At 49.9% G+C, this 25,516-nt stretch carries 37 protein-coding genes and 2 tRNA genes; 3 read left to right on the top strand and 36 right to left on the bottom strand.

Going from position 1 to position 25,516, the window contains the following annotated elements; all coding sequences use genetic code 11:
• Positions 1-72 precede the first annotated feature (72 nt).
• The 7 genes from NK662_RS18930 to NK662_RS18900 form a co-directional block, all read right to left on the bottom strand.
• Positions 73-155: transfer RNA gene (locus NK662_RS18930), tRNA-Leu, on the bottom strand.
• Between the two features lie 5 nt (positions 156-160).
• A tRNA-Ser gene (locus NK662_RS18925) sits at positions 161-251 on the bottom strand.
• A gap of 255 nt (positions 252-506) precedes the next feature.
• On the bottom strand, positions 507-926 hold the full coding sequence (locus NK662_RS18920) for a GNAT family N-acetyltransferase (protein ID WP_254760509.1): 420 nt from the start codon (positions 924-926) through the stop codon (positions 507-509).
• Positions 927-1,014: 88 nt separating this feature from the next.
• On the bottom strand, positions 1,015-1,239 hold the full coding sequence (locus tag NK662_RS18915; protein ID WP_254760508.1) for an alpha-crystallin domain-containing protein: 225 nt from the start codon (positions 1,237-1,239) through the stop codon (positions 1,015-1,017).
• Between the two features lie 12 nt (positions 1,240-1,251).
• Positions 1,252-2,514 carry an erythromycin esterase family protein gene (locus NK662_RS18910; protein ID WP_254760507.1) on the bottom strand — a complete coding sequence of 421 codons (1,263 nt, stop codon included), beginning with the start codon at positions 2,512-2,514 and terminating at the stop codon, positions 1,252-1,254.
• Positions 2,515-2,608: 94 nt separating this feature from the next.
• Entirely contained in the window at positions 2,609-3,124 is a 516-nt protein-coding gene (locus tag NK662_RS18905; protein WP_254760506.1) for a GNAT family N-acetyltransferase, read from the bottom strand.
• 17 nt (positions 3,125-3,141) lie between these two features.
• Positions 3,142-4,047 (bottom strand): cysteine hydrolase family protein, encoded by a 906-nt coding sequence (locus tag NK662_RS18900; RefSeq protein WP_254760505.1) that lies wholly within the window; start codon positions 4,045-4,047, stop codon positions 3,142-3,144.
• Between the two features lie 169 nt (positions 4,048-4,216).
• Here NK662_RS18900 and NK662_RS18895 point away from each other — a divergent pair, with 169 nt between their 5' ends.
• On the top strand, positions 4,217-5,584 hold the full coding sequence (locus NK662_RS18895; protein WP_254760504.1) for an RsmF rRNA methyltransferase first C-terminal domain-containing protein: 1,368 nt from the start codon (positions 4,217-4,219) through the stop codon (positions 5,582-5,584).
• Between the two features lie 211 nt (positions 5,585-5,795).
• Here NK662_RS18895 and NK662_RS18890 read toward each other — a convergent pair whose 3' ends face one another.
• The 7 genes from NK662_RS18890 to NK662_RS18860 form a co-directional block, all read right to left on the bottom strand.
• A complete protein-coding gene (locus NK662_RS18890; protein WP_254760503.1) occupies positions 5,796-5,963 on the bottom strand; it encodes a hypothetical protein in 168 nt (55 codons plus the stop codon).
• Positions 5,964-5,968: 5 nt separating this feature from the next.
• Positions 5,969-6,589, bottom strand: a complete 621-nt coding sequence (locus NK662_RS18885) for a replication-relaxation family protein (protein WP_438503641.1) — start codon at positions 6,587-6,589, stop codon at positions 5,969-5,971.
• Positions 6,531-7,712 (bottom strand): FtsK/SpoIIIE domain-containing protein, encoded by a 1,182-nt coding sequence (locus NK662_RS18880; protein WP_254760502.1) that lies wholly within the window; start codon positions 7,710-7,712, stop codon positions 6,531-6,533. Before NK662_RS18880 ends, NK662_RS18885 begins: the two co-directional genes overlap by 59 nt.
• A gap of 119 nt (positions 7,713-7,831) precedes the next feature.
• The gene (locus NK662_RS18875) at positions 7,832-8,014 is read right to left on the bottom strand and encodes a hypothetical protein (protein ID WP_254760501.1); all 183 of its coding nucleotides are present in this window, start codon (positions 8,012-8,014) and stop codon (positions 7,832-7,834) included.
• Positions 8,011-8,220 (bottom strand): hypothetical protein, encoded by a 210-nt coding sequence (locus NK662_RS18870; RefSeq protein ID WP_254760500.1) that lies wholly within the window; start codon positions 8,218-8,220, stop codon positions 8,011-8,013. Before NK662_RS18870 ends, NK662_RS18875 begins: the two co-directional genes overlap by 4 nt.
• Positions 8,220-8,507 carry a hypothetical protein gene (locus NK662_RS18865; RefSeq protein ID WP_254760499.1) on the bottom strand — a complete coding sequence of 96 codons (288 nt, stop codon included), beginning with the start codon at positions 8,505-8,507 and terminating at the stop codon, positions 8,220-8,222. Before NK662_RS18865 ends, NK662_RS18870 begins: the two co-directional genes overlap by 1 nt.
• 1 nt (position 8,508) lies before the next feature.
• Positions 8,509-8,769: a hypothetical protein gene (locus NK662_RS18860; RefSeq protein ID WP_254760498.1), complete on the bottom strand. Its 261-nt coding sequence runs from the start codon at positions 8,767-8,769 to the stop codon at positions 8,509-8,511.
• A gap of 148 nt (positions 8,770-8,917) precedes the next feature.
• Between NK662_RS18860 and NK662_RS18855 the strand changes: the two genes are divergently transcribed.
• A complete protein-coding gene (locus tag NK662_RS18855) occupies positions 8,918-9,127 on the top strand; it encodes a helix-turn-helix transcriptional regulator (RefSeq protein WP_254760497.1) in 210 nt (69 codons plus the stop codon).
• Positions 9,117-9,449 carry a hypothetical protein gene (locus NK662_RS18850; protein ID WP_254760496.1) on the top strand — a complete coding sequence of 111 codons (333 nt, stop codon included), beginning with the start codon at positions 9,117-9,119 and terminating at the stop codon, positions 9,447-9,449. The genes NK662_RS18855 and NK662_RS18850 overlap by 11 nt, the downstream gene beginning before the upstream one ends.
• 36 nt (positions 9,450-9,485) lie before the next feature.
• Here the strand turns inward: NK662_RS18850 and NK662_RS18845 are convergent, their stop codons facing one another.
• From NK662_RS18845 to NK662_RS18740, 22 genes are all read right to left on the bottom strand, one after another.
• A complete protein-coding gene (locus NK662_RS18845; protein WP_254760495.1) occupies positions 9,486-10,262 on the bottom strand; it encodes a peptidoglycan recognition protein family protein in 777 nt (258 codons plus the stop codon).
• The gene (locus tag NK662_RS18840) at positions 10,249-10,647 is read right to left on the bottom strand and encodes a phage holin family protein (RefSeq protein WP_254760494.1); all 399 of its coding nucleotides are present in this window, start codon (positions 10,645-10,647) and stop codon (positions 10,249-10,251) included. The genes NK662_RS18845 and NK662_RS18840 overlap by 14 nt, the downstream gene beginning before the upstream one ends.
• 57 nt (positions 10,648-10,704) lie before the next feature.
• Positions 10,705-11,517: a hypothetical protein gene (locus NK662_RS18835; RefSeq protein ID WP_254760493.1), complete on the bottom strand. Its 813-nt coding sequence runs from the start codon at positions 11,515-11,517 to the stop codon at positions 10,705-10,707.
• 5 nt (positions 11,518-11,522) lie between these two features.
• The gene (locus NK662_RS18830; RefSeq protein WP_368736081.1) at positions 11,523-12,656 is read right to left on the bottom strand and encodes a siphovirus ReqiPepy6 Gp37-like family protein; all 1,134 of its coding nucleotides are present in this window, start codon (positions 12,654-12,656) and stop codon (positions 11,523-11,525) included.
• 23 nt (positions 12,657-12,679) lie between these two features.
• Positions 12,680-13,543 carry a phage distal tail protein gene (locus NK662_RS18825; RefSeq protein WP_254760492.1) on the bottom strand — a complete coding sequence of 288 codons (864 nt, stop codon included), beginning with the start codon at positions 13,541-13,543 and terminating at the stop codon, positions 12,680-12,682.
• Positions 13,536-16,340 carry a phage tail tape measure protein gene (locus NK662_RS18820; RefSeq protein WP_254760491.1) on the bottom strand — a complete coding sequence of 935 codons (2,805 nt, stop codon included), beginning with the start codon at positions 16,338-16,340 and terminating at the stop codon, positions 13,536-13,538. Before NK662_RS18820 ends, NK662_RS18825 begins: the two co-directional genes overlap by 8 nt.
• Entirely contained in the window at positions 16,337-16,588 is a 252-nt protein-coding gene (locus NK662_RS18815) for a hypothetical protein (RefSeq protein ID WP_254760490.1), read from the bottom strand. The genes NK662_RS18820 and NK662_RS18815 overlap by 4 nt, the downstream gene beginning before the upstream one ends.
• A 32-nt stretch (positions 16,589-16,620) precedes the next feature.
• Complete coding sequence (locus NK662_RS18810; RefSeq protein WP_254760489.1) at positions 16,621-16,977, bottom strand: tail assembly chaperone; 357 nt, start codon at positions 16,975-16,977, stop codon at positions 16,621-16,623.
• Positions 16,978-17,033: 56 nt separating this feature from the next.
• Entirely contained in the window at positions 17,034-17,435 is a 402-nt protein-coding gene (locus tag NK662_RS18805; protein ID WP_254760488.1) for a phage major tail protein, TP901-1 family, read from the bottom strand.
• Between the two features lie 13 nt (positions 17,436-17,448).
• Positions 17,449-17,793, bottom strand: coding sequence for a hypothetical protein (locus tag NK662_RS18800; RefSeq protein WP_254760487.1), 345 nt, complete (start codon positions 17,791-17,793; stop codon positions 17,449-17,451).
• A gap of 13 nt (positions 17,794-17,806) precedes the next feature.
• Entirely contained in the window at positions 17,807-18,196 is a 390-nt protein-coding gene (locus NK662_RS18795) for a DUF3168 domain-containing protein (RefSeq protein ID WP_254760486.1), read from the bottom strand.
• The gene (locus NK662_RS18790) at positions 18,193-18,552 is read right to left on the bottom strand and encodes an HK97-gp10 family putative phage morphogenesis protein (RefSeq protein WP_254760485.1); all 360 of its coding nucleotides are present in this window, start codon (positions 18,550-18,552) and stop codon (positions 18,193-18,195) included. Before NK662_RS18790 ends, NK662_RS18795 begins: the two co-directional genes overlap by 4 nt.
• 16 nt (positions 18,553-18,568) lie before the next feature.
• Complete coding sequence (locus NK662_RS18785) at positions 18,569-18,898, bottom strand: phage head closure protein (RefSeq protein WP_254760484.1); 330 nt, start codon at positions 18,896-18,898, stop codon at positions 18,569-18,571.
• Complete coding sequence (locus tag NK662_RS18780) at positions 18,895-19,200, bottom strand: head-tail connector protein (RefSeq protein ID WP_254760483.1); 306 nt, start codon at positions 19,198-19,200, stop codon at positions 18,895-18,897. Before NK662_RS18780 ends, NK662_RS18785 begins: the two co-directional genes overlap by 4 nt.
• A gap of 45 nt (positions 19,201-19,245) precedes the next feature.
• The gene (locus NK662_RS18775) at positions 19,246-20,487 is read right to left on the bottom strand and encodes a phage major capsid protein (RefSeq protein ID WP_254760482.1); all 1,242 of its coding nucleotides are present in this window, start codon (positions 20,485-20,487) and stop codon (positions 19,246-19,248) included.
• Positions 20,488-21,114, bottom strand: a complete 627-nt coding sequence (locus tag NK662_RS18770) for an HK97 family phage prohead protease (RefSeq protein ID WP_254760481.1) — start codon at positions 21,112-21,114, stop codon at positions 20,488-20,490.
• Entirely contained in the window at positions 21,050-22,342 is a 1,293-nt protein-coding gene (locus tag NK662_RS18765; protein WP_254760480.1) for a phage portal protein, read from the bottom strand. The genes NK662_RS18770 and NK662_RS18765 overlap by 65 nt, the downstream gene beginning before the upstream one ends.
• Positions 22,342-22,515, bottom strand: coding sequence for a hypothetical protein (locus NK662_RS18760; RefSeq protein ID WP_254760479.1), 174 nt, complete (start codon positions 22,513-22,515; stop codon positions 22,342-22,344). Before NK662_RS18760 ends, NK662_RS18765 begins: the two co-directional genes overlap by 1 nt.
• Before the next feature lie 14 nt (positions 22,516-22,529).
• Complete coding sequence (locus tag NK662_RS18755) at positions 22,530-24,086, bottom strand: terminase large subunit (RefSeq protein ID WP_254760478.1); 1,557 nt, start codon at positions 24,084-24,086, stop codon at positions 22,530-22,532.
• Complete coding sequence (locus tag NK662_RS18750; RefSeq protein WP_254760477.1) at positions 24,076-24,603, bottom strand: hypothetical protein; 528 nt, start codon at positions 24,601-24,603, stop codon at positions 24,076-24,078. Before NK662_RS18750 ends, NK662_RS18755 begins: the two co-directional genes overlap by 11 nt.
• Positions 24,604-24,722: 119 nt before the next feature.
• Entirely contained in the window at positions 24,723-24,959 is a 237-nt protein-coding gene (locus tag NK662_RS18745; protein WP_254760476.1) for a hypothetical protein, read from the bottom strand.
• Entirely contained in the window at positions 24,959-25,333 is a 375-nt protein-coding gene (locus NK662_RS18740) for an HNH endonuclease (protein ID WP_254760475.1), read from the bottom strand. Before NK662_RS18740 ends, NK662_RS18745 begins: the two co-directional genes overlap by 1 nt.
• Between the last annotated feature and the right edge of the window lie 183 nt (positions 25,334-25,516).

Here is a 25,516-nt window from a genome sequence, read left to right as displayed (position 1 = left end):
GAAGACGGGATTCGAACCCGCGACCCCAACCTTGGCAAGGTTGTATTCTACCACTGAACTACTTCCGCAAAGTGCGGGCGAGAGGACTCGAACCTCCACGGTGTTGCCACCACTGGCACCTGAAGCCAGCGCGTCTGCCATTCCGCCACGCCCGCATATCTGGCGGAGAGCGAGGGATTCGAACCCTCGATACGCTTATGACGTATACACGATTTCCAATCGTGCTCCTTCGGCCTCTCGGACAGCTCTCCATATCTCGTTGGCTGATTGCGATCATCTCGTTCAGCACATATTCATCATATACTAAACATCACGCTTTTTAAATATGTTTTTATTGGAAATCAATATGTGAAATTGTTTACAAAACCGGTTTCTTCCATCAAGAAGCTGCTTCCCCTCTGCTTACACCATCACTTTCTTTGTTGGACAAACAGCTGTACTTTATACAATCCCGGCCCTATATCCATTCCAAAAAACCCGGTCCTCAGCGACCGGGCGGGGTACAGCTACACAAGCTCTTTTTTAAAAACATATCCGCGTTTTTCATACATACCTTGCTCTTCCCAGAATCGGTGGGCATCAATCCGGGACATCCCGGAGTACAATACAACCTTGCTGCAGCCGTTCTCGCTTGCAAATTCCTCAAGCTGCTGCACCAGCACATGCCCGTACCCTTTAGAACGATGCTTGCCCGCCGTCACGAGCTCATACACCCATAAGTGCCGTCCATTGAATAAATCCATTCGAATCGCCACGCCGGCCAGTGATACGAGCTCTTCCCTTTCATATAAACCAAATAGCCTATAACCGTCTCCCTGCATGTCTGCTACACGCTGTACATACTCTTTTTCCGATAAATGGCCGCACAGCTCTGCCATAACTGGGTAGGATGACTGCACTTCTGCTTTCGTCCGCAACTCCTTCATACTCTATTCCCCCTGTTTACATCATAGGAAAATTGTACCTATAAACAGAAGCGAAAACAAGCAAAAGAGACAGCTGCCACTGTCTCTTTTATCTTTTGGGGAGGATGACTGTCAGAATATCTTTCTCACTGGAGGTCTGAATACCATCTTCGTCTATATCAGGCATGAGAAAATACCGGTTTGTATACGTTCCTTCCTCATATGCCTGCTGAAGCGTCAGCCAGCCATCCCGATACGAAACTGCGGATGGCTGCAAAACAGGGTAAGCAGACAGGATGTATGCCTCCGCAGTATCGACCAGTTTTGTGGACACATAGTGACGCACTTAGACAAGCACCACCGGAACAGATAATGGGTGCAGCGCCTGTGTCGTTTCAAGATAGATGAAGGCATCGTACCGGTGTGAAACCTGTGACGGCACATAATTGTAACGTTCATAGCGCGGACGGTAGACAACCCCGATGGCCCGGTGTCCAATTCGGTCTGAGAAAATCGGACGGTTTTCCTCATTGAACATGATCAGCTTGTCATAAGGGCCTGTTCGGTGCAACAGCTCTTCCCAGCTGCCTGGACGCGCAGCCGGCACGTGCATCCGCTCGAGGTTCAAGCCCCATTCCTCGGAAGCTGTCACAGTACCTGTATACGTACCAAACCCAATAATGTACACATCCTCAGGCGCATGCTGCTCCCGGACGAGCTGTCCGACGTTGACTGTTCCCTCCTCCAGCATGCTCGTTGCCCGCGCATCGCCGACATGTGTGTTATGCGCCCATACAATGACCTTCGCATCCTCACCGTAAAACTTCATCACATGATGGAGCACCTCCACCATATGGCGGTCGCGAACATTCCATGACTCGTTGTCACTGCGTACCATAATGCGATAGTAGTGCTCCGCGTTTGCCGTAATAAGGGCATTTACCTCTAAATCAAGCGCCTCCTCTTCGCGGGTGGTGTATGCATGCTTATGGCGGCGCACCTCTGCCAGGAGCTTGACAGCTTCATCCGTACAGCCTTCGGACAGCAGCCCGGCCGACACGGCGTAGCTTTCGGTGTTGCGGTTAAATGTGGCGAAACACTCAAACACCTGTCGCGCTGCCTCTGCATCCGCACTGCTTTTCTTGCCCAGATGGCGAATCACCTCATCAATCGACTCCCATAAGCTGTACACATCAAACCCATAAAAGCCGATCTTTGTTCCGTCCGTGCGCCCATCATTGTGCTCACGCATCCAACGGTACAGCTCCAGCATCTCCTCATTTGCCCACATCCAAGTCGGCCAGCGGTTGAATGCCTTCACTGCTTCCTCCGGTGTCGCAGGTGCATCTTCATATCGTTTGATATATTGATTTACCTGCTGACAAGATGGCCAATCTCCTTCGACAACGACTGCAGTGAAGCCTTTTTCTTCAATCAGGCGCTTCGTAATTTCTGCCCGTGTCGTGTAAAACTCAGATGTGCCATGTGATGCCTCGCCAAGCAGCACAACCTTTGCCTGGCCGGCGCGCTCCAGCAGGGCGTCCACATTGCTTCTGTCATCCAGCCGCTTTGCGTATTTCTCAATGCCCTCAACTACTTCCCATACCATAATGGCTCCCTCCTTTTTTCACTCTTATCGTGTGCAACGGGAGGAAAAATCATAAAAGAAAAACCGCCAGCCCGGAAGCTGACGGTATGTTTGTTCAGACTGCGCCAAAAGCCGGCGGATATTGCACGGTTCCCTGAAAGCGGGCGGCTGCCCCCTCCTCCAGCTCACAAACCATGAACACATCGTCCGGCACTGGAAACGGCGGGTGAATACCCTTTTCCTTAGAAATGACAAAACCGAACTTCGGATAAAATGTGGAATGCCCCAGCACAACGACAAGCGGGTGCCCAAGCTCCCTGCACACCCGAAGTCCCTCTCGCACAAGCTGCGAACCAATTCCTTTTCCCTGCTGTCCCGGCACAACCGCCATTGGTGCCAGTGTGATCATCGGCTGCACGCTGCCTTCCCGCTCAATCATAGCACTGCTAAATAAAATATGGCCTGCGATTTCCCCATTTTCTTCGGCCACCAGCGACAGCTCCGGGATGAAGTGCTCTGAATGACGGATTAAGTCCACCAGCTTCCCTTCATTTTTCCGGCCGAACGCCAATTCATTTACCCTTGCAATCGCCGGAATATCCGCCGGCTGCTCTGCACGAATGATAACCATGGTTCTCTCTCCTCATGCTACAGTGAAAGCTCTGTAGATTTTACAATTTGCATGCCATACTGTTCCCGCAACTCCCCGAACTCCCGCTCCGTCGCTTCTTCAAAGCCCGGGATGGAGCTCATGCAATCCTCGAACAGGTACATTCTTGCTGTCACCTCAGGCTGATTACGGTAATACTCGGCAATCTGCCGCACCGACTCCAGCACGCAGTGCGACTTTGCCTCTCCTGCAATCATGATTTTGCTGTAGCGCTGCAGCTCCTCCAAAAAGCTTGTGTCGTATTCGTCCTGCTCGCTGTATTCCGGGCGGATTATGCCGTACATTTCACTGAGAGGGTCCTGCCCTTTGACAATGCGCTTTGTCTCGGACTGTCTCGCTACAGAGTGGAAATACACCATGTTGGCAAACTGCGGCTCCAATGCGGCACCTCCTGTCCCTTCCAGACAATGATACGTCCAGATGCACAGCTGCTTCCGGCCCAGCCGCTCCAGCTGCCGCACATATTCCAAGCTCTTTTGCTCTTCATACAACGCCCGCCATACCCCGGCTTCCACATCCGCAGCAGTAATGATCGTGAACGGCGCCGGATGCTCCCCGTCCTGTCCCTCCCACCAGCACGGATGGAAGATTTGCTGCGGCTGGTGCGTATCGAGCGACACAGCAATGTCTGTGATAGCATGAAAGTTTCTGTGAATAAAACGCGTTGCCCGTTCCACATCCCCATAGGAACCAGGGACCGCCAGTTCGCCGTGCTCCATAAAGTCATTTTGCATATCAATGGCCAGAAACAACACCTTCTCCTCATCCTGATCAGCAGGGACAGCTCCCGCTCCCGCTGCCAAGCGCAACAAATCGTTCATCCGCTTTGAGTTGCTTTTCCCAAAGCTCTGTACGTCAACGATATCCTCATAGTTCACGTTCATATGTATCCCTCCCTAAAGCGGCTTACTGCTAGTGTACCACGCCTGTTGTTTCACAAGGAACAAGAACAAACGACTGAATCACCGAAATTTCGAAGTCATTTTCATCATTGTACAGTTTCCTCTATATTATTTGCATTTTCCCGCTATAATAGGGAAAGAGAAAGGAGCTATGCTTGTGCAACTACCTAAAGATTTTATTGACAAATATACATACCTGCTTGGAGAAGAAGCAGAGGCCTTTTTTGCTACTTACAATCAGCCGAAAGCATCAGGCTTACGCGTGAATCCTTTAAAGGGTTCCACCGATACTTTCCTGGCGAAGCAGCCTTTTCAGCTGCAGCCTGTGCCATTTTGCGAAACAGGCTTTTACTATGAAGAAGCAGAGCAGCCCGGCAAGCATCCGCTGCACGCGGCCGGCGCTTATTATATCCAGGAGCCGAGTGCCATGTTCGTAGGCGAGGTGCTGTCGCCGGAACCGGGCGATATCGTCTTGGATCTGTGCGCAGCACCCGGCGGCAAGTCCACCCACCTTGCCGGCAGGCTGCAGGGGGATGGCTTGCTGCTTGCAAACGAAATTCATCCTGTACGTGTAAAAGCACTGGCGGAAAACGTTGAGCGCCTCGGTGTCCGCAACTGCATCGTCACAAACGAAACACCGGCCAAGCTGGCAGCCAGACTGTCCGGTTTTTTTGACAAAATTCTCGTCGATGCCCCTTGCTCCGGCGAAGGCATGTTTCGGAAGGATCCGGATGCCATTTCCTACTGGAGCCTGGAGCATGTGGAAAACTGTGCCAAACAGCAGCGCGAAATTCTGCACCATGCCTATGCTATGCTGAAGGAAGGCGGCACACTTGTCTATTCCACCTGCACCTTTGCACCGGAGGAAAATGAGCAGATCATTGAATGGCTGCTGGCAGAGTATCCGGATATGGAGTTAATTCCGATTGCCAAAGAGCACGGCCTGGCACCGGGGCGCACTGAGTGGAGCAGAAAGGAAACAGACATGACATCTGCTGTCCGCCTTTGGCCGCAACTGCTAAAAGGAGAAGGTCATTTTGTAGCGAAGCTGCGGAAGCATGGCCCTTCTTCCTCAAAAGTCAAACCTGTTGCAAGCACGGTCACAAAGCAGCAGTTCAAGGAGTACGAGGCATTCGCGAAGCAGACTCTGTCCAAGCCTGCCGCAGGCATACTTTTCACATTTGGCATGCAGCTGTATGCTGTCCCCGAATCATCCCCTTCCTTTGATAAGCTGAAGGTTATCCGGGCCGGGCTGCATCTCGGGGAATTTAAAAAGAACCGCTTTGAGCCGAATCACGCACTGGCATTGGCGCTGCAGCCTGACGATGTGCAGCATGTCATCAGCCTGGAATCGGAGCAGGAAGAGTGGAAGGCCTATATGCGCGGGGAAACGCTGCAGACAGGCGGCAGCCATGGCTGGAGTGTTGTCACCATCGACGGGTATACACTCGGCTGGGGGAAAGAAACACAGGGTATACTGAAAAACGCATATCCTAAGGGATTGCGCAGGCATATCTGAGTACATCTCAGTACATGGTAAGAAGTCAGATGCAGTGCGGCTTTGTAAGGTCATGCGCGACAGCTTCAAAGCACTTCATCCTGGTATGTTCTAACGGACGGTTAGACGGATGTTAGAAAGTCATCTGTTTTTGTTAGAAAAGTGATAGGGACTTGAACCTGCATAGTGTCGGCATTTGCCGGCACTTTTTCATTTAAACTTCACCCCCATTTCATCGGCAGCTGAGGCAGAATCTCGGGCCATTCGGCAGGTCATCGTAGATCAGCATCATCTCCTCACCGCAGCTAGGGCAGACCTCATCATCATTGTAATTCACCACGTTCTCCTGATTGTACTGCCAAACAGTAAGCTCTTCGTCCTTCTTACCATACAGTCCCATCTTGCTCACACCTCCATGATTTGCTGTACAATCACATGTGCATCGTACTTTGCGGCCAGCTGCTCCAGCTTCATGCACCGGTATGATGTAATAGTAAAAAAGTAAATGATGGGCTTGCGGCCATTGTAGCGCTCACGATAGTATTTGGTGAGTTCGGCATACTTCTGAAGCTTCACCTCATTCGCCTTCATTTTCTGCGCCCGGTCGATCTCCACCGCGCACAGGATACCCTGATCATCCAGCAGCTTTACATCAGGAAGGATGGTCTTTTTCTTATCTTCGATTTTGTACCTAATCATCGTCTCAATCTGCCAGTCGTCCGGGCAGCCCATCATCAGCCAGGCTTCGTTGCGCAGCATCGCATGAGCTACCATGTGAGCGGTAAAAGACTTCCCCTCCTCTCCGAACAGCAGCCGGCCTGCCTTATTGAGGGAGTAGACATGTTCCTTGCGGTAGGTGTGAATGTTCAGGTACGGCTGCAGCTCCTTTAAAATGCGATTTGCATTACGGATGCCGCCCAGATCCAGCACAGCCATCAGATGCCGGCGTGTGGCAAAATGGAGCTGCTTAATCAAGATCAAAATCTTCATCTGCCGTTCTGTTTTCTGCTGCTTTAACAGGTTCACTTGGCTTCACCTCATGCTTTTTCAAAATATCCCACATCTGCTGGTCAGAGATATACGGCACCTGTAGCTCCACAATATGGTCCGTTTTGAATAGCGCCCGCCCTGGCAGTGTAGGCAGCTGCTCCAGCCCCGGCTCATCAAGTACCACCTGAGAGGCGACCTGTGTCGGCAGGCGGAAGCCCAGCTTTGCATCTGCATTCTGCTTCACCTGCCGCGGCAGCGTGTCACCTGTCGGATACTGCGTGCAGAACACCAACCGGACACCTAAGGCGCCGCCGATTCGTGCAATGTGGGAAAGCATCTCTTGGCAGCCTTCCAGCATTTTTTTCTTTTTAGCCGGCATACCCTTGCCTGGACAGAGCTCTGCGCCCTCATCCACGATGACAAAGATGCGCCCGGGCATATTGGATTCCACTACGTTTGAAAGATGCTGCGCCTTCATGAGCTCCATTTTTTCAATCATCAGCCCCACAATGTACTGAAGTGTCAAAAAGGCTTCCTCTGGTGTCTCAGCAATCCCCTTCACCTGTTTCAGGTGCCGATACCGGCCGAACTCAAGCCCACCCTTTAAGTCGATGACGAAGAAGTGTGCATGCTCTGGCTGCGACTCGATGATGGTCGTAGTTAGGACCTTGAGGAAGACCGTTTTTCCCATCCGGGTCAGGCCGCCAGCAGTCAAGTGCGGGATTTTGTCAAAGTCGTGCCAATAGAGTTGATCCAACCCCTGCCCCATCGGTACGCGCCATTTGCCCGGCTCCACCAGCTCTGGTGTCCAGTTCCATCTCTCCGGGATATGCCGAGAGAAAACCCGGATGCGCAGCAGATAGTTGTCATAGGTGATTTTGACCGGCTTCCCCAAACCTTCCCCTACGATTTCCTCAACCTTCTGGATAACCTTACTGGGCATGCCAAGCGGCAGCTTGTAGACATAGGTGGTGCTCCGGTCATCGCGTTTCGTCTCCTCCCAGGTTGGGTACTGCAGCTTGTCGTCACGCTTGATGGCGATGCCGGCCACCTCAAAAAACACTTTAATCTTTTCTTTGTCATCCTGTTTTTTCTTGAGCTTATCGCCGTGCATCGCGAGCACTAGCGCAGCAGCTGGGACTAAAAGCAGTTCGAACATGGTTTTAACCTCCTTTATATCCCTTCAATAGGGATATTACCCCTCGTTTTTGGCAGCGCAGTGTACAGGCTATAGGCCTTGCGGCAGTAAGAGCGGGGCAATTCCCGGTATATGTTCTATCAGAGAAAATGATTGAGCACATATTGAAGAAGATAGATGCACGAGCCTGCAAAGGTTGCCCGCATTGTCATTGCTGGAAGCCATGCTGGAATTGTCAGCCCCTTCTTTTCTGCGGCTTTCATAACCATGACAGACAAACCGGTTGCGGTCCAGACGACAATTGCCTCACCTACGATAGTCATAGTTCTTCCTCCTCTCTGTAGCGTTGGATCAAATCGGTAATGTGCAGATAGCGGAAGTCATCAGCCACATCGTACTGGTGCAGATGGCATAAAATGGCCTCCAGTTCGTCTGGATCCTGTGCCTGGTCGTAAAGATCCTGCAGCTGCTCAGCAGGATACAGGCAACCGACTTCGTTCAGGTGCCGATATTGCGGACGGTCCTTCATCAATCATCTCTCCTGCGCCGGAACTCAATTTTGCTGCCACGCTTCACAATCTCAAATTCCTCCTGCAGCTCCTCCCAGTCCAGCACGCGCACCTCGAGCTCCTCCTCAATATCCTCACACAGATCAAAGTATCCGGGGTAAATCGGACTGTCTGCATTATGCCGTTCAATGTGCCGCTGGATCGCCCGCTTTTCCTCCTTGCTGCGGGCATCGCTGTACAGGCCGCGCAGCGCCTGCGAGCTGTACAGATACGGCGTGCTGTTTAGCCAGGCATATTGATTTCTCACCCTACCACCCCCGCAGCGGAGGCGGGTTCAGGTACGCATCAATGTGCCTCTGGAAACCCTGCTCATTGTATGGGCCGATAAAGTCATCATCAAACAGCTCAACAAGATGGACGTACTCTGGATTGTCGAAGGCTTGGTGGCGTTGCAGATAGTCGTATACGGATTCCACTTCCTCGTCTGTGTCGGCCTCAACCCAGTGATTAAAAACAGTCTGCGGGCAGTATAACGGTGTCTCAGGCAGTGCTTTATATCGCGATCTCACTATTTATCCGCTCCCTTCTCATTTAACTTCCATGTGGAAGTAATAAAGGTATACGCATTAGACATTTTCTATTTGCCTGTCCGCACAAAAAAGATTTCTAAAAGGACAAAAAATTTTTAGGGCGAATACATATATAGGAGGTGGGGATGTGCTACAAAGCAAGTTAAAAGAAATTTTAGACGAGCGAGGATTACGATACGGGTTTATAGCCAGAAGAGTCGGAATTGCAAACTCGACTATGACAGCACTTGTGCAAGGTGGGACTCCGAGCTTATTGGTTGCTATAAGAATTGCTAAAATTTTGGATTTACGTGTAGAGGATATTTGGGTGGAAGGAGGAGAATATCATGGAGGTTAAAACAACCGCATCAGGCGATGCTTACGTGCTGGAACTGCGGAAGGAAAAGGTGAGTGTGGCAAAACGATTAGTCGGGACCTTGTGGATCGCGCTCGGAATTGCCTGTTTTATCATAGCAGTTATCTTATTTACGACTATCATAGGCATTATCCCCGCGGCGTTTATCTGCTTATGTGCAATTGGATGTATCTATTTAGGAATGGCAAAACAAAAGGTTACTTGCCCAAACTGCGACCGGACAATGACTGTGTTACAGCGTACACGAAAATGGAAGTGTACTGCATGTAAAAGGCTTGCACTTATCAATTGGATAGATAAATAAAAAACAGCCCTCCTCCACACGGAAGAGGGCTGTTGCTTACACCGTGAATTTATCATACCAATACTTGTGCCCAACTAGGAATTGCTCCAACTCCGCAAGCGCAGCCTGGGAAGGTGCATCGGATGTGAAGCCGCCTACCGTAAACTCAAGCGTGCCATCGCTCTTCCGGGCCGGTGTGTAGCCCCAATTCTTCTGCAGCAGCAGGCCGTGCACCTCTTTCAGCGCATCCCCTGCATATCCGCCTGTACGTACATATGTTGCTGCCATTTTGACCACTCCCTTTTGATATTCTTGTACCTTTGCCACAAGTGCCGGCCATGCGCCCGTTGCTCGAATTGTGGAAGGGCAGTTCTTCCCGCTCCACTTGTTATGCTGTACGAAGTTAGTGCTGACCGGAATGTTGAATCGGTTCAGCAAGTATGCAGCAATTCTGGCTGCATTGTCCTTCGTTTTCTCAAAGTTACCGCCAGCGTTCACACACAGTTCCATATGAATGGACTGCCGGTTGCCAGTTCCATTGCCGCCATCACCTGCAGCCCAAGCATTTTCGTCAAACGGGATGTGCTGGATGGCTTTGTTTTCATCTACCGTGATGTGCCAGCAAGCGACTCGGGACGTTGTACCAACCGCTTGATTGTACAAAAACTTTGCATGTGCATCCGCATTGGCGCCAGCATCTGTGTTGTCTGTCTCATGTGCTGTGACATATTTAGGGGTCATGGCATAGCCTGGGCGCACATCCTTGTTTGTGTTCGGGATGATCCGTACCTCTACGGGAACGCCATTAATTACATTGCTTTCAAATGTCAGCATTCTTATTCCCCTCCTTCTTTTCTGTATCTTGGATCACGTGCAGCTTGTCTGTAATGACGCTCGGTACATTCAGACCCACGCGTGTCACGTTTTCTACAATGCTAAGAGCTTCATTAATCGTATAGAAGAAAATCGTTCCATACGTCACTACACCATCGAGCTTCAGCAGCAAGTCAATAATGGCAGCTAACATGATGAGCACGAAAACAAACAGCTTTCTCACGTAGCCCCACCAAGCATTCCGGCTGTACAGCTTCCCTTCTTTCCACGCCGCTGCTACACCTGTGACAATATCCAGTAGCATGGCAAAACCCAAAAGCCAGATAAACTTTGCAGCCGTGGTAAAAATACTCTGCAGCTCTTGCAAGCCTAACATTTCCAACATCACGCACTCTCCCTTTTTCAAAATCTATATAAAAGGCGGTCGGCTAAGGCCCTGTTATCACTCGCTCTGGTATCTGAAGATACCAGGGATTCTGATTGTTGCCGGGATTGGTCCGGATAACTCAAATAAAATAACCGCCCGGTCACTCGCGCGGATGATGAGCGTATATATAGACGTACCAGTCTGCCCGGTGATGTACTCAGTTTTGGCAGACCCATATCCGGCCGGCATGTAAAAAAAGATGTTCCCGACTCCCCAGTTCCCTGGGTTTGCAAATGTGCCGCGCAGTTCATTCTCTCCTGATTCATTCTTTCGGCATTGCAGCGGGTTGTCCCCGGCCAATCCTGTTGTCGCGCTTAATAACAGTCCCGTAATATTTCTCCAAGCCTCAGGAAAAGCGTTCGGATTTTTAACGATATACCTTTCATCCGTCACTTTTGCAGCTGCTATAGTGGCCACCGCTGCATCCACACGTACTTGCGCGAGGGAGATTTCCCAACGACTAGTATTCTGCGTAAGAGCAGGCGCTGCTGGTGTTGCAGCTGGCGTCCCCTGCAGGACTACAAGTGCAATGGTGTTCAATGTCCAATCGACACGTAGGGCCACTCTATCCACACGCGGGTTTGTTGCATTTGCCGCAGCGATGGGCAGAGTGACAATTGCATCTGATTCATAATAATGCCCTTGCATCCAAGCTGCTCCTGTGTTGACCTTTATCTGCATGCCTGTGCTGTCTGCAAACACAAGCAATTCGTTCATGACGCCCTTTAGCACCCCGGTTGGCAGCCAGTTCTTCGCCATCTTGGACCATTGTGTCTCCGTAGCATTTGCCCCGGCCCCACTGTCAAACGGGAAGTATGTTTGTGTCATAGCTATTACCTCCTCTCAATATTGCTCACGCGGTTGTTAAGCTGCTTCATCTTCCTAAAAATCCCCATGATAGGGTGACTGAGCGTATCAGGAGTCCCGATAAAGGGGGTAATGACCTCGCCGTCAGTCGTAATCTTAAACCGTACTTCCCGCACCACATCCTGTATGGTATCTAGTACATCTTGTCCGCCTGCCTCATTTTGCTGTGTCAAAATGACAGATACCCGGTCTCCTAGACTGTAGTCCTGACCAAAAGCTATAGACTCTGTATCGACGGGTGTAATGGTCAGACTAGTCTTCTGTGCCTTCTGCGCCAGCTCCGCTATAATAGCTTGGTTGAGCTCAGATACATTGGACGTATTGCGGTTATCCAGAAACTCCTCAATCCTGCCATATGCGGCGATGCTACCAGGGTCGCCAGATTCTACAAAAGTCCTCGCAGTACCATCTCCATTGCCGCCGACTATAATATAGTTTGCGTCTGGATCTGCATCGCTGTACTCAAAGGACAGCAGGTTGCCGAGTGCAGGACTAAATACGGCTGATGCTGTTTTATCTGCTGGCTGATATACAAAAAATTGTAATCCATTGCCTGCTTGTACAATCCGGAATCCTATATCTCCGCCGGCAAGCGCAAGTGTAGAAAACAAATCCAGCAGTGTGCAGAACCGCGCCCGGCCTGTGACGGTTGTTCCTCTTGCCCGATCCGGCTCTATTGTGATGTTCAGTTGCCGATCTGCCTTAGCACCGCTGCCCATGTTGGCAGTTACATATGCCTTCATCACCGTTTCGACTGGTCCTGTTTTCACGTCATAGTCCGCAGTTGTGTAAGGCGGGCCACTTGTAACAGGTAGAGCAAGGTACCGGCTCAACCATACATTGTCATCCAGACCGCTCAAGGTGAGCTGGTCAGTCGAAATATCCCACTTCCGTTTTCGCTGTGTGACTGGGCCCGAGAAAACTGTTATGCCATCCCGTTTTACAATGATGCCGGCACGCGGCTTAACTAGCTCTCGCGCAGCTGCTGTGTTCGTGTGAATTTCCATTGTCCATGCGCCCACAGCATTAAAACGGGAGACCATCTCTAACGATGCATAATCGTCTATTTCAGCGACTTTATTAAAATTTTGATCTCTCACATAAATCTTATAAACTGCCACGACTAGGCCCCCCAGTACCGATTGCGATAGGACAACTGCACACTTGATTGATCTGTCGCATTCGACATCTCAATTCGAATATTGTTCACACCTTGTCGGAGAGACCACAGCGCAGAGTCATCAGAGAGCGTATAGTACAGGTTTGTTCCATCACCTTTCCGTACCGATTTTTTACCTGGTTTTGTGTCAACCGTTAAAGTCTCACCGGCTCCTAAACTCGTATTTAAGTTTAGTACCTCACCTGTTGTCAGGTTGCGCAAAAAAATAGTGTCTCCCGGCCCTGTAATAATCCATTCTGGCCACGCAGGTACATCACCGGTATTGTTAACCGAAGTGTCAGCAAACACCGTGCTGGACGAAAGCCTGATAGGAAAGAACGGGAAAAAGGTTGCCGGCTGTCCGGTCGTAAATGTCTGCACATTTGTGGCCACATCATACCAAAAGGGGTCGAATGCCCGCAGCACTAGAATAAACTTTTGAAATGTCTCCATCCTATTTTCTAGTGTTTCAGACAACTCCAGACCACTATGATACCTGCAGGTTAGCTCACGTTGGCTCCCGTCTGGTGCTGTCACACGCAGCCGCCCATTACCCCGTACAGGATTGAACAGCCGTAAGAGGTTGCGGAGGATGCCCCATATTTCTGCATCGTTAGCGCCTGTCACACGCAGTGGTATGTCTACATCACGCGATTTGATATTGACTTGCCGCAGATAGCTGCCGCTTTGGAATGGCACTTCACCTTCTATAAATTCAACAGGTGGCATAAAGCGTCCAGCCGTGCCGGGCAGCACCATATAGTTCGGTTGATTGCTCAGGATGGTCTCATTGCCATCCGCATCAATCCAACTCATTACATCAGCCATACAGCATCTCCACCCTCCTTAACGCACGCACCAGTTCTGCTTCGTCCATGCTGACTGATTGTGTATATACATTTATCGTTGTATCACCTTTTGTCTTTGCATTTGTTTTCAAATCAGCTGCAGGCGGCCGGACGGCAGGCACCTGGCTGTCACTGAGTTCCGGATTGATCTGCACTGCTTTCGCTAAATCGTTGGAGCTCCGGACTACATGGTCTACTGTGTTTTGGATACCGATGGCAAAGCCTTGCCCTGTGAATTCACCTAAATCCTCGGTAACACGAGAGGGAGAGTGAATATCTAATGCCTTACGCAAACCATTTGTAACACTGTCAGCAATATCAGTAACCTTCTTCCACACCGATGAGGCCATGCTGCCAATACCATTAATTAAGCCTTGTATAATGTTCCTTCCGATTTCAACAAGGTCTATGTTTTTAAATGTATTGATAAGGTTGTTCCCCATATCTTCAGCTGTCCTGATTACGCTGCTGGATGAATTTGAGACGATGCTCTTTAGCCAATCCCAAGCAGAGCTAAAGATGCTTTTTATTCCGCTCCACATCGACGAAAAGAAGTCCTTAATGCCATTCCAAGCAGCTGCAGTCCCACCGGATATAGCTGACCATGCCGATGATAAGGCTTGCTTAACGATGTCGAGTTCCGAGAAAAATATCTGTTTAATTGAACTCCAGATACCCTGCAATGCGCCAAGAATGTTATTCCAAATGGCTTCTGCATCCTTTTGCATAGCAGAAAAATTGAACGTAAACAAATCCACGATCAGAAGCAAAGCCCCAAGGAAAATATTTTTAATCAGTGTCCACACATTTGTAAAAAATGCCATGTAGCCGTTAAAAATATTTTGAATATCACTGCCAACCGCAGTAAATACAGCAGATATAATCCCCTGAATCACGCCTAACACTGTCGTAAACACGTTTTGAATACCTGTCCAGACAGCCGTAAAGAAACCCGTAACTGCCCCCCAGACAGACATTGCAATCCCGACAATAGAAGCCCATACACCTGATAGCCAACTGGATACTGTTGTCCAGGTGTCTATCGTAAACTGCTTAATTTGCCCCCAGTGCTGAATAATGACAGCCGCTATAATCACAATAATAGCGATGGCAGCCACAACAGCGGCTATAATGCCGATGATGGGCGCGATGACAGCCCATTCAACAACTACCAAGGCACCCAGACCGGAAACGAGAAAGCCGACTACGGCCGTTAACAAAATTAATGCTGTTGTAACCACCACTGCAACTGCAATAAATTGCTGTGTCCCCGGTGACAACGCATTAAATTTATTCACCAGCCCGTTTATTGCCTCCGTAACTGAGCGGATAGCAGGGGCCAGAGCTTCTCCGAACTTGATTTGCACGGTTTCTACGGATCCTTTTAGGTTATCTAAAGAGCCGCCGAGGTTATCCTTCATCTTCTTTGCAGCTTCTGCACTGGCACCTCCGCTGTTTTGTAGGGATTTTGTCAGGTTGTCTAATTCCTGCGGACCCGCATTTACAATCGCCAACATGCCAGATACTGCCTCTGTACCGAAGATGGTGCTCATCGCTGCTACCTTCTGTGCATCTGTCATCCCATTCATGCCATGCCCCAGTTGCTCAACAATTGACTTCAAACCGACAAACTTGCCGCCTGAATCCACGACATGTACGCCTAATTCTCTTAGCTGTGCAGCAGCTTCTTTCGGCGGATCCGCAAGACGCAACAGGGATGCCCGAAGGGATGTACCTGCTGTCTCGCCGCGAATGCCATTATTGGCCATAATGCCAATCGCTGCAGATAACTGTTCCATAGTAATGCCTAAGCTTGCTGCTGGCGCCGCCGCATACTTAAATGCGTACTGCATGTCCACCATGCCGGCTGCGGTCTGGTTTGCTACAGCCGCCAGCACATCAGACACCCTGCCGGTCTCCTCTGCTTTCATTTTCCATGTGTTCAGCGCACTGGCTACTGTGTCCGCTACAACCGCAAAATCCTCTCCAGATGCCTCCACAGAGGAAAGAATGCCCGGCATGGCTGACATAATCTGCTGTGCGTTGAAGCCGTAATGCGCCAGTGTCTGCATCCCCTGCACCACTTGCGTGGAGGTCTGCGATGTTTTCGCCCCTAACTCCAGCGCGGTTGCAGAGAGTGCTTTAAGATCATCCTTCGATGCGCCGGCCAGTGCTCCGACTTTTGACAAACCAGACTCAAAATCTGTAAACTTGTTGACAGCCGTACCGATTGCCGTTGCCATCACGCCGCCGACTACACCGGCTGTCATCCCTACCTGCTTGCCGACGTCCTGCATCGCCTGTGAGTTCGCTTTAATGCTGGCTCCAAGCCGCTGGAACGGGTTGCGGTTCAGTACGTTTTCCGTCTGTTGGATCGAGCCGCGTAGCCGCTCGTACTCGAGTTGTAAATCCAACAAGCTGCCCCGATGCCGCATCACTTGTATGGAGTTCTCGCCGTGCACAGCCTTCAGGCGCTCCAGGATGGCTTCCTGCTGCTGAATGGCTGCACCAAGGTCCTGGAATTTCTCACGCTGCATCGTGAGCTTTTGTGTCAATCCTGTGGTGCTGTTTTCCGTTGCGCCGGTGCGTGCCTTCCATAGCTCAAATTCTTTGCTCATGTTGCTCATAGATGCATTAATACTCGTGTTTATTTCGTTGCCCAGACGGCGCAGTTGGCCGCCGAAGCGGTTGAGTGACCCTGTTGCCTGCGCCATACCGGCATCCAAGTCACTCAAATTCGCGCCGATTCGGACAAATATAGATGCAACTTCACTCATTCTGTCACCTCCCCGAAGAGCCGCTTCATCTCTTGCAGCTGCTGCCGCTTCTCAGCAGGCGTAATGGATTTTATTTCCTCTTCCTCGAATCCCAAAATGTCCGCGATGCTCGGCATCCGTTTGACATGCGGGCTAAGTAGAAACTGAATGTACCGGGCTTTTCGCTTTTCTAAAAGCAACCAGCCCAGGTACATGTTTTCGAATTCTCTCGGCGTATAGGTCAATAGTTCAGTAGCCTTGATGCCCATGAGGAACGCCTGCTGCTGCAGCTGGTCGATGTTTATTGTGCGACTTGGTTGAGCTCCGCTTGCTGTTGCAGACGATCCGCCTGGGCTTTCATTTTTTTTAAGATCACGCTCTCATCCAGTGCTTGCGTAATAGCTGCATTCAATACATCAAAATCCAGCGTCGCTTCCAGCTCTGTATCCAGCAGGGTTTCAATATCAACAATCGTCGTGCCTCGGAAATCACTTTCACGCTGCAGGCATGCCCACAAGACGGCATTCAAGTTTTCAAGGTCTAGGCCGGACTGAAATACATCTGCGATTGGCTTTTTGAAGTATTTTTCGAGGGAGAGAAGGGACTTGTAAGTGAATTTAAGTTCGTATTGCTTTTGGTTTAGAACAATAAATGCCATTGTGCATTCCTCCATTTACTTTTCTAGAAAAGAAAAAGAGCCAGCCGAAGCTCGCCCTAAATCTTTTGCAATGCGCCGCTGCCTTCAAATGTGACTTTGTAAGTCGCGCTGTCATCATAAGGCATTTCAATCGGGAAAGATTTGAGAACTGCCATTCCCTGATACTTAGACCCGGCCGCTGTCTGTGCGAAAACCTGTACCTTTGTTCGGGTCATGTACGCATTTTCCAGCGCAAGATAGCCGGCATCATTTTCGACTAGCAGACCGTCTGCCTCAATGCCCCAGCTGCGCAGGCCGTAATCTAGCTCCTGCCATCCGGCAGAATCCTTTGTTGTGAGGTCCAGTGTATCGGCATCCCGTTTGAGTGTGCCGCCGCGCTGGGCAGCTACAGTCGTCCATGTAGGCGATGCAATCGTGCCGGTATTGACCTTGATAATAAAATCCAAACCTCTTGCCATGCCTTATACCTCCTTATTTATAGCCTAATGAAATTGGTGCAACCGTAACGGATGTAACCGCTGAGTAGGACACGTTGACGCGCCCGTTGCTGTCATTAAAGCGCTCTGGATCAAAGAGTCCTACAAGTACATCGCCGGATGTAGCCGGCACGGTGACGGCTAAATTTTGCTTAAATCCGTGGTTGTTGGCTGACTGTGTAGAAAACGTGACAGTCACTGCAGAACCGCCTGCATTTTTCACGCGGAATACTGTTTTCCCATCGTTGATAAATGTGTCTCCGCCTGCTGCCGCTGCAACAAGTGTAGCTGAAAAAGAAGAGGCGTTTGGGTTAATCACGGTAGGTGTTAAATCTGCCATTTTATCTCACTCCTTATCTTTGTACAATTCTGAAAGTATAGGTGAGGACACCATGCTGATACCGGTCATCCTCCAAAATATTTGCGCTGCTGAGCCGCCAAAAATCCATAGTGTAACCGGCATCCAATGTTAAACCGGCACGAATCGCATTATCTACAAGCGAAATAATGTTTTTAACCTCTTTTTTACCCTTGTACGCGCTCCAGATGTGGATAGTGCTCGTAACCTGATGCCCGTCGAAACTCTTTGTCTCCCAAGGCACCGCGCGGTCATCACCTACACGGACATATGGGAAAGAAGCATTTTCCGGGATAAGATCATACACACCGCAGAACGAAGTAATGTTGCCGGTTGTACTCAGCTTCTGAAAAATTGCTTTCTGAATCACATCAAGCGCAATCATATATCACGCAGCTCCTGCCGCAGCTTCTGCAAATACGGCTCCCGATTCTGCTCAAACGCCGGGCCCATAAACGGGCGAGCCGGGATTTCGCGCTTGGCCAATACGTTATAGCTGCCGAACTCCAGAAAATGCGCCTTCCAACCAAGCGGCTTGCGCGGCCCAATGGTAGCAGCCAGACCGCCGTCAAAATACTTCGGCTTAATGCTCTCCTCTGTATCGCCTGTCATGTAAGGCACGAGGCTTTGTGCTTCTTGTTTGATGTTCTGCGCTGTTTCCTGCACCACGCGCTTCACACCGGCTTTTTTAGCAATGTTGTAAATTTGTAGCTTGCTAATTGCACTTTGCAGCCCAGACAATTCTGTATAAAATCCCCTATTCGCCATTCACTTTCACGTCCTGACACATAAGAGTCACATAAATCCGCTTCGCATCCGGCAGCACGCTGTTCACGTCGATAAGACGGCCGCGCCAGACGATGCGGTTGAAGGGGTCAATCGGCGTAGAGCGATAGCGCGTGATAATTTTGTAGTAGGTCGTATTTGTCAGAGCCTGCTGCTCATAGTCCTCCAACCCATTCAAAATGACAACCTGTGCGAAGGTGGTCACGACATCCACCCATGTTTGGATAGAGCCGCCTATGCCATCGTTCACGCGCTTGACTTTTTGCACCGTGATCCGCTCCCTCATCAGCCCCGGATTCATTGATATATCCCCAATCGGTACGGTGTGAGCAGGCTTTTTACCGTGAACGGCAGTTCCTTGAGGTTTGCCGGTCCGACTATGCCCCGATTTTCGTACCAGTGCGTTACCAGCATTTGCTGTACAATGTCAATCGTTTTCGGGACCGTCCATTGATTTGCGGCTGTCATGGCTGCGGAATCAATCGGGCGCTTGAGAAATGTCTCAATGTGGTCTTTTGACGCGGCGATTAGCGCCGTAATAAGCGCATCGTCATCGGCAAAGTCTACTCTGAGATATGCTTTGGCATCTGCCAAACTCAACATATGCACGCCTCCTTCATCAAAAAGAGAGTGCAGAAGCACTCTCCATTAAGTTGCTGAGTTTTGATAGTACGCAATCGGGTTGGTTCCGGCGTTGACCAATTTCCCGTCTGCACGAGCAAACGCCACGAAGCCCACTTGGCCAGAATCCATATATTTTTCGTTGAAGCGAACCAGCGTGATGCCGAGCACATCGCGAATCCAGTAGTTGCTGAAATCACCGAACAGCATGGACTTCGCAGATGCTGCCATCGTCGCCATGTCATTGTTCAGCGTGTATTTGTAGCCGTTGATCGTATCCGGCTCCTTGAAGGCAAGACCAGGCAACCAGAGTGGGCGGCCATAGCTGTCTTTCAGCTTTTTCAATGATTTTAACGTGCTGTCATGCATCATAAACTGTGCATTGGGACGATATGCAATGTCCACTGCGTGCTCCAGCTCAATGAGGTCGTCATACACGATAGATGTTGTCTGTCCTGTTGCACCTGTGGTGCCAAGCGTGGCACCTGTCACAACGCCCTGCGGCTGAGATGTACCTGTCCCCGTCGTAAAGTGCGTGTTGTGAATGCGGCCAATCCGCACGCCGAGCGCCTTTGCCAAATAATCCTCAAGATTGAATGCAGAATCCTGCAGGAGTTCCATGGATACCAGAATCAGCTTGGACGTGTACTTGTAAGCATTCAGTGTAACCTGTCCAAAGGTAACATCCTGCTGCGTGACAGCAGTGTTTTCTGCCACAATCGCACCAACTTGCGATGTGTCATTGACAGATGGAATTGGCAAAGCGTTGCCCATCTCTGTCTGGATGACATTCGCTACATCGCGCATGCCGCCGTAAAACTTCAGCGCCTCAATGAGCTTGTTATAAAAGCCCTGTGGCACCGTATATCCACCAGCTGTATTGGTGCCGGCACTCATTGCACGTTCTTCAGAGCGCTGGCTGAACAGCAGGTTACGCTCTTCTGTAGACAGCATCTCCACGCCGCCTGTCAGCCACTTGCTGAACACAGAACGATACTCATCCTTGTTTACTTCTGCCTTTTCTTTGTCATCCGCCATAAAGCGGTTCTCATGACCGGCAAGAGACTTGTTTTGCTCCTCCAGGTACTCCTCGCGCTCGATTTGCTTGCGCAGGGATACTTCTTCATTGTGCAGCTTATCCAGCTGGTTCTCTTCCTCTTGTGTGAGGCTGCGCTTCTCCTCTTTATGACGGTTCAGCACTTCCTCATACTGCTTGACCACGTTCGCACGCTGGCGGCGCAATTCCAAAATCGTATGCACGTTTGCCATTTAATCACCCATTTTCATTAGTTTTAGTTGGAATTCAAAAAAGCGGCTTGAGCCCTGGTGCTGATGGCGCTGCTCAAACTGCTTTCGAATTGCTTCATCTTCAATTTCTTCTGCACTTCTCACGCTGGCAGAGGTGCTTGTGTAGGCTGGGAAAGTCACAATGGACACCTCCAGCAGATTCACATCCAGCAGTTCGCGCAGGGTTGTGCCATCTTCAAGATCTTCCCATTTGTCATCTTCGGTCGTAAAACCAAATGACATCTGATTGATGTCACCGCGCTTGATGCTCTGCTGCAGGTCTTCTGCCCAGGTAGCATCCGGCGGCGTAACCGAGAAGAAGAGCCCTTTTGCATCACTGCGTAGCTGCAGGGTGCCGGATGCTGTCCGGCCGAGCACATAGCTGGAATCATGGTTGAATAGGCAGCGGATATCGCCGTTTATGGAGGAATCGAATGCTCCCGGACGGATAACCTCTCTAAAAAATCCGTAGAGCAGTTCGCTTTCTGAGTTGTACAAAGCAGCATAACCGCTGATAACAGGTGCTTGAGCCCCTTCATCGCCATCATTGCCCTCCATCTCCCTGATCTCCAGGTCGCTGATTGTCAGCGTTCGTTTTTCCAGCTTCATTATTTCCACCCCCTTTCATCAGTACAGAAATCGGCTGCATGGCGCTGTTCACCATGTACTCATTGCCTCCCTGTTCTTTTGGGATAGGGTTTTGGTTTTCTTTTGCTCGGATATCATTTGCGCTCATCCAGCCGTTTTGCCGCGCAATCTGATAGGCATTGTACCGGCTCAGCATATCGCCGCGCAGCAGATCATCCATGTCGAAGCTGCAGAAGTATTTCTTCCGCTCCCGCGGCAAAAGGAGCTTGCTGTTGATTTCCTGCTCAATCTTAATAGCCCATGGACGGATAGTATGCTTTACAAACTCAATGCTTTGGTGCTCAATGTTATTGTTTGTGGAGCGATCCAACTCAGCCAACATGTGCAGCGGCACCCGATAGATACGGGCAATTTCTGCAATCTGGAATTTTCGGCTCTCCAAAAATTGGCTGTCCTCTGGTGGAATGCCAATTTGTTTGTAGCTCATACCCTCCTCGAGGATGGCGATGCGGTGCGTGTTGTCCAAGCCTTTGTGCATCGTTTCCCAACCAGTCCGAAGATTAGCGTTTGCCGTGTCCGATAGCTGTCCCGGATGCTCGAGCACGCCGCCCGGTTTCGCTCCGTTCCCGAAGTAGGAAGCGCCGAATTTTTCAAGCGCAATCGAAAGCCCGATAGCTTGTGTGTGCATCTTGATAGGAGAATAGCCGCGTAATCCATCGAAGCCTAAGCCGTGTATGTGCAGAACCTGATGCGGCTTCAGCTCACGGATTTGTCCATTGAAAGAGACCCGATATTTAAACGAATTATCGCTGTAATCCACATAAGGGAATGTCGTGTCTGGACGAAGCGGCCATAATGCCTTTGGCCATCCATCCGCCCCCCACTCGATCTCAGCATAGCCGTTGCCCCAGCTGAGCACATGTGACATGAGCAACTCCCAGAATACGATAGCGGTCATGAACGGATTCGGGCTGTCATGGATGAGCATCCACACCGGATGCTCTTTCGCAATCTGCCGGCCATCCTTCATGTGTTTGTATAATTCCAATGGAAGGGAGCCGATTGTTTCACTGATGATGCCGATTGCAGCGCTCACGGCTACGTTTTGCATAGCAATATTTTCGTTGACCGTTACACCTGCATCCGATTGCGGCGGCGACAGGCTCAACACGTCAATGTTCCCTACAAGTCCGGAATAGGATGTTGTGATTAGAAAGCGATTCTCGACCGCCTTAGAAAAGAGACCCATTATGTTTTCTCACCCCCTTTTTGCGCTACAACAGGCTTTAAAAATGTTATTTTCAAGCCGATGCATAGCAAAATGATACCTGGTACCGCAAAGGAGAGCGGGAGATAGATCATGCCACAGCCGATGCTAAGAAGTACAATACCGACTAAAATTAAGATGTCTGCCAAATCCACTGCCTCACCTCCCCCTATAACATCAAGAAGCTTCGTCCTTCATACACACTTGGCTTCTGGGCATCTTCCATTTTGACAGCTACTGCCATGGCATTGATAAGAGATACCGTTAGGTCAATGCGGTCTGTGGACCTGTTTTTCATCGGTTTGATGTTTTCATTGCCATCAACAGCAACGACCACATTCCCAAAGCACCAGCGGCCTAATGGATTGTGGTCGTGTTTCATCATGCCTGACTTCAGCATCCGTTCAATTTCCTTCATGGCCGGCGACATCATAGCCATGTTCTGATTAACTTCAAGAACATCCACATCCTTCGCCATGAGCCGTTGTGTCAGCATACGGCTGTTCCATGGGTCCGTACCGAGCACCTGGCACCGATACTGCTTGCTGAGCTGCAGGATACGGGCTTCCACAAATCCGTAGTCGATGACATTGCCTGGCGTTGCATGCATATAGCCGCCCTGCACCCAGCGATCATACGGCACTTTGTCACGGCTTACCCGCTCCTTCATGTTATCCTCCGGCACCCAGCCCTCACTGAAAAAATACCAATGCGGCAGTCCATCTTGCGGCGGAAAGAGCAAGGTTAAGCCCGTTAAGTCTGTTGTGGAGGATAAGTCCAGCCCTAAATAACAGCGCTTGCCGAGCAGGTCACTCTTATTCAGTTGGGATACTGTGCTATCCCACAAGGTAAGAGGCAGCCAGCCGATTTTCTTCAGGGAAATCCACTGATTCAGCCGGAGCCATCGGAACAATTTTTCCTTGGCTGGATCATTCTTGGCTCCAATTGCCTCTTGTCGAACAGATTCAATATCAATCGTGACGCCCAGCGAAGGATTGGCTATATACCATGTTTTTTCATCAAAAATATCAGCATCTTCAGGAGCTGCAAAAATTTTGACGTACCAATATGGGTCATTCAGTTCTCCGTCTCTCACCTTCAGCGCATACTCATGTACTTCCCAGCCAATTGAGTGGCGGTCCGGATCATCTCCAGCTGTTGTGATGACCCAGTATAGCGGCTCCTTACGGGCGGCACCGGAGCCAAATGTCATAACATCCCACAAGTCACGGTTTGGCTGTGCGTGCAGCTCGTCAAAAATTACGACCGTCGGGTTAATTCCGTGCTTCGTATACGCCTCTGCAGACATAACTTTTAAAAATGTGCCCGTCAGCTTGTTTACGATTTCTTTCCGACTGTCCGTGATCTTGAGGATAGCTGCTAAATCCGGGTCCTGCTCAATCATCTGCAAGGCTGCCTTATATGTTAAGCTTGCCTGCGCTTTGTCTGCTGCACAGCAATAAATCTGTCCGCCGGGCGGGTCACAGATCAGATGCTGGATAGACAGTGCAGCAATGGTCGTTGTCTTTGCGTTCTTTTTCGGAATCTCCAAATAGGCGTACCGGTATTGCCGGTACCCCTGTTCATTCACTGTGCCATACACATCCCAGAGCACATCATGCTGCCATTTTTGCAAAACGAAGGGCTGTCCATAAAAATCATCAGTAAGATTGAGCAACTGAAGGAATTCAATTACCTGCAAAGCTCTGTCTGGATTATGTAGCATTGCCTATCCCTCTCTTCTGCAGGAAGGAGGCCATTTTACTTTGTGATTTCGTCTCTGGTGTTTTCGGTACAGAACGCAGCGCAGATTGAATTGTCATGATATTCTCCTTAGAAATATCAATCAGCATTTTCCGCTTATCTTTCAGTGCCTTATCACAGTCAAGAACTTGCTTTTGCAGCTTCATCTTCAGATCCATCTTTTGCGAGAATGGCATATCTTCCTCCGCTGCCTGTTCTTCAAAATCCAGCAGCGTCTGGCGAAACATCTCCTTGTTCTCTTCGATCTCCTTGCACTCAGCATGCAGGAGACAATGCAAATTAATCATGCTGCCATACAGGTCATCGTCTTTACCGATAGACTTCAGCAGCTTCTTGATTCGGGCAAACTCTTTATGCGCGACCGGGTTCTTTTTGACCTCGGGCATTTCTTTCAGGTGAACGCCAGTGAGCAGCTCACTTTCACCTTGTGCGCGGACAGCCATTTCGGCTTTTGTCCGGTGCCCTTGGACAAGTTGCAATGGTTTTGGTGGTCTCCCCCCTGGCATACTCTCACCTCGTCCAAAAAAATTGTAGTTTTGGGAAAAAAATTCACGCGAAGGGGTCCGTGCGGTCTTTCCGAAGCGGTTTTTAAGGATTTTTAGACCCCCTCCCGTTTCACCTCATTTTCCCTGCTTTTTACTGCTATATAGCCAATTTTATAGGTTGTTACATCATCTACACCTGCGTTAAGTTGTAAATCCGTCCAATGTTGTACCTTTTGCCCCTGTATGTATATCGTTTCATCGCCGCTATGCCCACCACCAGACACAAAGAGGAACGCTGGCGGCTCATCGAACTCTAAGATAAACCTGCGCTTGCTCTTATCACTATCCATTACTCTCTCTCCTTGACCGGCTTACCAAAGCCGCCGTCTTCTGTGACTGTCTTAATATCATGGCACCTCTTACATAGTGGCTGCCAGTTAGTCTTATCCCAGAACAGCGCGCTGTCTCCTTTATGCGGCACGATATGGTCCACTACAGTAGCAGATGTATACATGCCAGCCTGCAAGCAGTGTACACATAGTGGCTGCCTTGACAGATAAGTTGCCCTTGCTTTACGCCAGCGGCTGTTGTATCCGCGCTGATGTGCTGTCTGCCTGTTCTGCTCTGCCGGTCTACGATCTCTACTGTGCTGTTCACAGTAGGCGTTGGGACTCAGTACGGCGCACCCCGGATGACTACATACTTTTAATGGTCTTCTGGGCATAGGCACTTCTCTTGCAACGCTATTTGTACAGGATAATACTGCTTATAGCGTGCCATGGCATAAGATAACATTTCGTCTGCTCGCTGCTCACCATGCATTTCAGTCAGCCTCAAGATAATGGATACAAGCGAAGGAATTGTGTTGGGTTTTATATTCATTCAAACTCCCACTTTCTTTTATATG

Origin of the sequence: Ectobacillus ponti (assembly GCF_024294785.1) — a bacterium.
Classification (GTDB): domain Bacteria; phylum Bacillota; class Bacilli; order Bacillales; family Bacillaceae_G; genus Ectobacillus; species Ectobacillus ponti.
The sequence above is the reverse complement of the archived record's forward strand: the minus strand, read 5'-3'. Positions and strand labels throughout refer to the sequence as shown.

Excerpts from the sequence above, each read along its gene's own strand:
- NK662_RS18780 (WP_254760483.1), bottom strand. The coding sequence starts at position 19,200 with ATGTTGAGTTTGGCAGATGCCAAAGCATATCTCAGAGTAGACTTTGCC.
- NK662_RS18835 (WP_254760493.1), bottom strand. The coding sequence starts at position 11,517 with ATGACACAAACATACTTCCCGTTTGACAGTGGGGCCGGGGCAAATGCT.
- NK662_RS18920 (WP_254760509.1), bottom strand. The coding sequence starts at position 926 with ATGAAGGAGTTGCGGACGAAAGCAGAAGTGCAGTCATCCTACCCAGTT.
- NK662_RS18765 (WP_254760480.1), bottom strand. The coding sequence starts at position 22,342 with ATGGGTCTCTTTTCTAAGGCGGTCGAGAATCGCTTTCTAATCACAACA.
- NK662_RS18820 (WP_254760491.1), bottom strand. The coding sequence starts at position 16,340 with ATGAGTGAAGTTGCATCTATATTTGTCCGAATCGGCGCGAATTTGAGT.
- NK662_RS18795 (WP_254760486.1), bottom strand. The coding sequence starts at position 18,196 with ATGATTGCGCTTGATGTGATTCAGAAAGCAATTTTTCAGAAGCTGAGT.
- NK662_RS18850 (WP_254760496.1), top strand. The coding sequence starts at position 9,117 with ATGGAGGTTAAAACAACCGCATCAGGCGATGCTTACGTGCTGGAACTG.
- NK662_RS18745 (WP_254760476.1), bottom strand. The coding sequence starts at position 24,959 with ATGGATAGTGATAAGAGCAAGCGCAGGTTTATCTTAGAGTTCGATGAG.
- NK662_RS18840 (WP_254760494.1), bottom strand. The coding sequence starts at position 10,647 with ATGTTGGAAATGTTAGGCTTGCAAGAGCTGCAGAGTATTTTTACCACG.
- NK662_RS18845 (WP_254760495.1), bottom strand. The coding sequence starts at position 10,262 with ATGCTGACATTTGAAAGCAATGTAATTAATGGCGTTCCCGTAGAGGTA.
- NK662_RS18770 (WP_254760481.1), bottom strand. The coding sequence starts at position 21,114 with ATGAAGCTGGAAAAACGAACGCTGACAATCAGCGACCTGGAGATCAGG.
- NK662_RS18900 (WP_254760505.1), bottom strand. The coding sequence starts at position 4,047 with ATGAACGTGAACTATGAGGATATCGTTGACGTACAGAGCTTTGGGAAA.
- NK662_RS18880 (WP_254760502.1), bottom strand. The coding sequence starts at position 7,712 with ATGTTCGAACTGCTTTTAGTCCCAGCTGCTGCGCTAGTGCTCGCGATG.
- NK662_RS18805 (WP_254760488.1), bottom strand. The coding sequence starts at position 17,435 with ATGGCAAGAGGTTTGGATTTTATTATCAAGGTCAATACCGGCACGATT.
- NK662_RS18800 (WP_254760487.1), bottom strand. The coding sequence starts at position 17,793 with ATGGCAGATTTAACACCTACCGTGATTAACCCAAACGCCTCTTCTTTT.
- NK662_RS18825 (WP_254760492.1), bottom strand. The coding sequence starts at position 13,543 with ATGGCTGATGTAATGAGTTGGATTGATGCGGATGGCAATGAGACCATC.
- NK662_RS18755 (WP_254760478.1), bottom strand. The coding sequence starts at position 24,086 with ATGCTACATAATCCAGACAGAGCTTTGCAGGTAATTGAATTCCTTCAG.
- NK662_RS18810 (WP_254760489.1), bottom strand. The coding sequence starts at position 16,977 with ATGGCATTTATTGTTCTAAACCAAAAGCAATACGAACTTAAATTCACT.
- NK662_RS18875 (WP_254760501.1), bottom strand. The coding sequence starts at position 8,014 with ATGACTATCGTAGGTGAGGCAATTGTCGTCTGGACCGCAACCGGTTTG.
- NK662_RS18815 (WP_254760490.1), bottom strand. The coding sequence starts at position 16,588 with ATGGGCATCAAGGCTACTGAACTATTGACCTATACGCCGAGAGAATTC.
- NK662_RS18870 (WP_254760500.1), bottom strand. The coding sequence starts at position 8,220 with ATGAAGGACCGTCCGCAATATCGGCACCTGAACGAAGTCGGTTGCCTG.
- NK662_RS18895 (WP_254760504.1), top strand. The coding sequence starts at position 4,217 with ATGCTTGTGCAACTACCTAAAGATTTTATTGACAAATATACATACCTG.
- NK662_RS18905 (WP_254760506.1), bottom strand. The coding sequence starts at position 3,124 with ATGGTTATCATTCGTGCAGAGCAGCCGGCGGATATTCCGGCGATTGCA.
- NK662_RS18740 (WP_254760475.1), bottom strand. The coding sequence starts at position 25,333 with ATGCCCAGAAGACCATTAAAAGTATGTAGTCATCCGGGGTGCGCCGTA.
- NK662_RS18775 (WP_254760482.1), bottom strand. The coding sequence starts at position 20,487 with ATGGCAAACGTGCATACGATTTTGGAATTGCGCCGCCAGCGTGCGAAC.
- NK662_RS18910 (WP_254760507.1), bottom strand. The coding sequence starts at position 2,514 with ATGGTATGGGAAGTAGTTGAGGGCATTGAGAAATACGCAAAGCGGCTG.
- NK662_RS18890 (WP_254760503.1), bottom strand. The coding sequence starts at position 5,963 with ATGGGACTGTATGGTAAGAAGGACGAAGAGCTTACTGTTTGGCAGTAC.
- NK662_RS18785 (WP_254760484.1), bottom strand. The coding sequence starts at position 18,898 with ATGAATCCGGGGCTGATGAGGGAGCGGATCACGGTGCAAAAAGTCAAG.